The organism is Actinophytocola sp., from assembly GCF_035712165.1.
Taxonomy (GTDB): Bacteria; Actinomycetota; Actinomycetes; order Mycobacteriales; family Pseudonocardiaceae; genus DASYTH01.
Genome location: NZ_DASTBH010000489.1, coordinates 1 through 3,274, shown reverse-complemented (window position 1 = coordinate 3,274; position 3,274 = coordinate 1). Strand labels below are relative to the sequence as shown.

The following is a 3,274-nucleotide window of genomic DNA, read 5'->3' as shown; positions in this document are numbered from 1 at the left end:
AGGTCACGGCCCGGCCGCGAACGGATGAAAGCCTGGGACTGTCCATTTCACGGTGTAACTGGGGATCTTTCTTGTGTTCCAGCGCTTGTGCCGTCAGCGAGAGTTCGTGTTGAGGCGTGCGGCCTGGCGGGTGAGGTGGTTGCGTTCGGGGAGGGTGGGGGCTTTGTGGGCGGCTTCGGCGTAGAGGCGGGCGGCGGTGGTGTGGTCGCCGTTGCGTTCGTGGAGGTAGGCGGCGACGGCGGTGTGGCGGGGGAGGGCCGGGTCGAGCCTGGCGAGGGCGGCCAGGCCGGCGGGGGCTCCGTCAGCCTCGCCGATGGCGACGGCGCGGTTGAGCCGGACGATGGGGCTGTCGGTGAGAGCCGTGAGCTCGTCGTACCACTCGACGATCTGCACCCAGTCGGTTTCGGCGGCGGTGGGCGCGTCGGCGTGCAGTGCGGCGATGGCGGCCTGGGCCTGGAACTCGCCGAGCTGGTCGCGTGCCAGGGCGGCCTGCAGGATCGTCACGCCTTCGGCGATGGAACGCGTGTCCCAGCGGGTGCGGTCCTGGTCGGCGAGCGGGATCAGGCTGCCGTCCGGAGCGGTTCGGGAGGCGCGCCGGGCGTGGTGAAGCAGCATCAGCGCGAGCAGGCCGGCGACCTCGGGGTGGTCGATCACGGCGGCGAGCTGCCGGGTCAGCCGGATCGCCTCGGCGGCGAGGTCGACGTCGCCGGAGTAGCCCTCGTTGAAGACCAGGTAGAGCACACGCAGCACGGTGGCCACGTCGCCGGGCGCGTCGAACCGCACGCCGGCGACGGTGCGCTTGGCCCGGCTGATGCGCTGCGCCATGGTCGCTTCCGGCACCAGGTAGGCCGCCGCGATCTGGCGGGTGGTCAGCCCGCCGACGGCCCGCAGCGTGAGCGCGACCGCGGACGACGGCGTCAGCGACGGGTGGGCGCACAGAAAGTAGAGCCGCAGCGTGTCGTCGGCCGCGGGGGCGGGCCCGGGCGCCGGCTCCTCCTCGGCCTGGTCCTCCCGCCGGCGCCGGGCGGTGTCGGCCCGGGTCGCGTCGAGGAACTTGCGCCAGGCCACGGTGACCAGCCAGCCCTTCGGGTCCCGCGGTTCCTCGGCCGGCCAGACCCGAACCGCCTCGACCAGCGCGTCCTGCACGGCGTCCTCGGCCGCCGCGAAATCTGCTCCGCGGCGGACGAGGATGCCGATCACCGCGGGCACGAGCTCCCGCAGCAGGGCCTCGTTCACTCGGTCACCGTGGGAGCGTGGGTGAGGAACGGGCGCACCTCGAGCCACTCGTGGATCGGCTTGCCACCCGCCCCCGGCGCGGCCGACAGCTCACCGGCCAGTTCGACGGCCCGCTCGTAGCTGTCGACGTCGATCACCATCCAGCCGGCGATCAGGTCCTTGGTCTCGGCGAACGGGCCGTCGGTGACCGGCGGGCGCCCCGCGCCGTCGTACCGGACCCAGGTCCCTTCCGGGGCGACCGCCTGACCGTCGACGAACTCGCCGGTGCCTTCCAGCCGCGCGGCGAAGTCGCTCATGAACTGGATGTGCGCCGAGACCTCCTCCGGCGTCCACTTCTCCATCGGCACGTCGTTGACCGCGGCCGGAGCGCCGCGGTAGTGCTTGAGCAGCAGGTACTTGGCCATCGTGGTTCTCCTCGGTGTTGGTGACCCATCCTGGTCACGTTCACCCCGGGGACGGAGCCGGCCTGGAGTTCTCGACATCGCGGCGCGGTCGAATTTTCGAGGGCTTGACATCAGGGGGAGAATAAAAAATCGGCGTGCCCTCCACAATAAAATGGAGAACTCGCCGTTCCTATTAGCAGGTTAGCCACTGTGAGGGGTACGTGTCAAGTCAGGGGTACGAGGACGAACTGCGGTCCGAGCGGAGCTACGTGGCTGGGCTCTACCAGCGGCTCGACGCCGAGCGGACCAGGGTGAAGGGGGACTACGTCGCGGCGTTGCGGGGCAACGGCGGGACGCCCGTGGAGCGCGACGTCGAGGTGCGCGCGGTGGCCAGGGAGATGAAGCGGCTGAACGTGGCGGACAACGGGCTGTGTTTCGGGCGCCTGGACACACTTTCGGGTGAACATATGTATATCGGCCGGATCGGCCTTTTCGACGAGGAGAAGGAGTACGAACCGGTCCTGCTCGATTGGCGGGCACCCGCCTCGCGCGCGTTCTACGTCGCCACCGGGGTGAACCCGGAGAACATGCGCCGGCGCCGGCAGTTCCACACCCGCGGCCGGCAGGTGCTCGATTTCACCGACGAGGTGTTCGGCCGGCCCGGCGCCGGCGAGCGCGGCGACGCGGCCCTGCTCGCGGCGGTCAACGCGCCGCGCGGTGCGGGCATGCGCGACATCGTGGCGACGATCCAGGCCGAGCAGGACGAGATCATCCGGCTCGATCACCCCGGCGTGCTGGTGATCGAGGGCGGTCCGGGCACCGGCAAGACCGTGGTGGCGCTGCACCGCGTCGCGTACCTGCTCTACACCCAGCGGGAGCGGATGGAACGCCATGGTGTGCTCGTGGTCGGGCCCAACCCGGCGTTCCTGAACTACATCGGCCGGGTCCTGCCGTCGCTGGGCGAGTCCGACGTGGTGTTCATGACGACCGGCGACCTCGTGCCCGGACTGCGCGTCACCGCCGAGGACAGCCCGCAAGCCGCGCGGCTCAAGGGATCGCGGAAGATCCTGGCGGTGCTCGCGGCGGCGGTCGCCGACCGGCAGCGGCTGCCGGAGCACCCGGTGGCGATCCAGCTGCGCGACGTCACGGTCCGCATCGACGCCGAGACCGCGGAGTGGGCCCGGGACGAGGCGCGGACCAGCGGGCTGCCGCACAACGAGGCCCGGGCGGTGTTCACCGAGATCGTCACCTACGTGCTCACCGAGCGGGCCATCGCCCGGATCGGCCGGGGCTGGCTCACCCGGGACGATCGGGAGGCCTGGGAGGACCTGCGGCGGGACCTGCTCAAGGAACTGGCCGAGGACGAGACCTTCACCGCCACGCTGGACGCGCTCTGGCCGGTGCTGACCCCGGAAACCCTGTTGGCGACGCTGTACACGTCGGCGGAGCGGCTGCGTGCGGCCGGCGCCGACCCGGCGCTGTCGCGCGCCGACGGTGAAGCGTGGACGGTGTCGGACGTGCCGCTGCTCGACGAGCTGGTCGACCTGCTGGGCCGGGACAAGCCGGCGGACGCGGCCGCCGAGCGGGCCGCCGCGCGGGAACGGCAGGCCGAGGCCGAGTACGCCGCGGGCGTGCTGGACCTGATGACGCTCGAC

The 3,274-nt window shown here is 71.5% G+C and carries 3 protein-coding genes; 1 reads left to right on the top strand and 2 read right to left on the bottom strand.

Features of this window, described 5'->3' with window-relative positions; genetic code table 11:
- Positions 1-93: 93 nt before the first annotated feature.
- Both VFO68_RS27775 and VFO68_RS27770 read right to left on the bottom strand, forming a co-directional pair.
- Entirely contained in the window at positions 94-1,236 is a 1,143-nt protein-coding gene (locus tag VFO68_RS27775) for an RNA polymerase sigma factor (RefSeq protein ID WP_325161353.1), read from the bottom strand.
- A complete protein-coding gene (locus tag VFO68_RS27770) occupies positions 1,233-1,640 on the bottom strand; it encodes a YciI family protein (RefSeq protein WP_325161352.1) in 408 nt (135 codons plus the stop codon). The genes VFO68_RS27775 and VFO68_RS27770 overlap by 4 nt, the downstream gene beginning before the upstream one ends.
- A 200-nt stretch (positions 1,641-1,840) precedes the next feature.
- Between VFO68_RS27770 and VFO68_RS27765 the strand changes: the two genes are divergently transcribed.
- A partial coding sequence (locus VFO68_RS27765; protein ID WP_325161351.1) for a HelD family protein occupies positions 1,841-3,274 on the top strand: 1,434 nt, incomplete at its 3' end.

Bases quoted from the DNA above. Each gene is read 5' to 3' on its own strand.
- VFO68_RS27770 (WP_325161352.1), bottom strand. From the start codon at position 1,640: ATGGCCAAGTACCTGCTGCTCAAGCACTACCGCGGCGCTCCGGCCGCG.